This window comes from Robbsia andropogonis (assembly GCF_000970345.1).
GTDB classification, from domain to species: domain Bacteria; phylum Pseudomonadota; class Gammaproteobacteria; order Burkholderiales; family Burkholderiaceae; genus Robbsia; species Robbsia andropogonis.
This window is the reverse complement of the sequence record NZ_LAQU01000180.1, coordinates 1-1,392: the sequence shown is the minus strand read 5'-3', so window position 1 is coordinate 1,392 and position 1,392 is coordinate 1. Positions and strand designations below refer to the sequence as shown.

The following is a 1,392-nucleotide window of genomic DNA, read 5'->3' as shown; positions in this document are numbered from 1 at the left end:
GCTGATGATTGGCGCACATCAGCGAGGACTTACAACTATCTCACACGATGCTGCACATCGAATACTCGCGAAAAATACGTGGTGGAACCACTTTCTGGGCACAACGTTTTGCAGCATACCCAATTTTTCAGCGACATTGGGCCTATCGTGTTTCTCATGTGCATCTCCACCATCCGCATTTGGGGGATCCCGAAAAAGATCCAGATCTACAATTCTTTATTGCTTCGGGTGTTTATGAGATTCGAGATCCCCGCGCGTATAGGTTTTCTATTATCTGGAAAGCTATGTTGGGCGGAGCCACACTGAACTATTTGAAATACCTATGGCACAACCGCTTTTTCATTCTGAAGAAACAACACAAGGGCGTCAATAAACGTGGTGCCCTTATCGACACCTATGCTTTTTTCGCTTTCTGGGCGATCGTCACAGGGGGCTTCGTAATGAGTGGTAACGTGCACCTACTGCTTCTGTTCTGGTTGATTCCTTATTTGACCGCTTTTCAGATACTAGGTTGGTTTACTGAAATCGCAGAACACTCTCCAATGTGTGAGACAGAGAAGCAAAACATCTATCTTACTCGGAATAGAAAAGGCAATTTGATAGAACGGCTACTCTTTGGTGTGAATTTTGACGAGTACCATTTGGAGCACCATCTTTCGCCCGGTGTACCGTTTTGGCTTCTAAAGCGAGCGCAAGAAATCCGTATGCGGGACCCGCACTATGCCGAGATTGCAAAGTCTTGGGGCGGTTTGTTTGTATCCGGCCCTCATGGGCAACCCAGTGTGATCAGCCAATTGCTCGATCGCAATAAGCGTCTCTACGACGCGCAACGCGCGTCGCCTGGCACTCCGGAGCAAGCGTAGTGATGAAAGAATATTTTGATGCGTCCCTGGCTGTAGTAGGGGTGTCGGCAAATCGGCATCTGCATGATGGTGTTCACCGTGATTGGTTACGTCGGCGTTATATTGAGGCTCTAGAACGTTACTCGTCCGTTGAGTGCGTGATCCTCCCTACTATTGACGGTGACCTGTCCAGAGATGGCACCCTAAGAAAATTTCGCGAGGTGATGCGACGCCTTGACGGCCTCGTACTGACTGGTGACGAATCAGATCTTGACCCGGATATCTTCGACAACGAACTAGCCTGGCATCGCTCCGTCGACGACGTTATTCCCGGCAAGCGGGATCGACCCAGGGATCGGCTTTCGAGTGTCGCGTTGTCAGTTGCGATCGAATTTGATATGCCGATTCTTGGGATCTGCCGTGGATTGCAGGAAATGAGTGTTCACTGCGGCGGCAATCTGCATTCCGATTTATCCGTGTTTAGTCAAAGTGTTTCACACAGTGAGCCATCTGACGTCCCTCGCGACCAACAATATCTTCCCACGCATAC

The 1,392-nt window shown here is 49.5% G+C and carries 2 protein-coding genes; both read left to right on the top strand.

Annotation, left to right across the window (positions count from 1 at the left end; all coding sequences use genetic code 11):
• Nucleotides 1-47: 47 nt before the first annotated feature.
• Entirely contained in the window at nt 48-863 is an 816-nt protein-coding gene (locus WM40_RS26950) for a fatty acid desaturase (RefSeq protein WP_157793832.1), read from the top strand.
• Nucleotides 864-865: 2 nt separating this feature from the next.
• Nucleotides 866-1,392, top strand: a 527-nt coding sequence (locus tag WM40_RS29355; RefSeq protein ID WP_201779193.1) for a gamma-glutamyl-gamma-aminobutyrate hydrolase family protein, incomplete at its 3' end; no start/stop codon positions are given.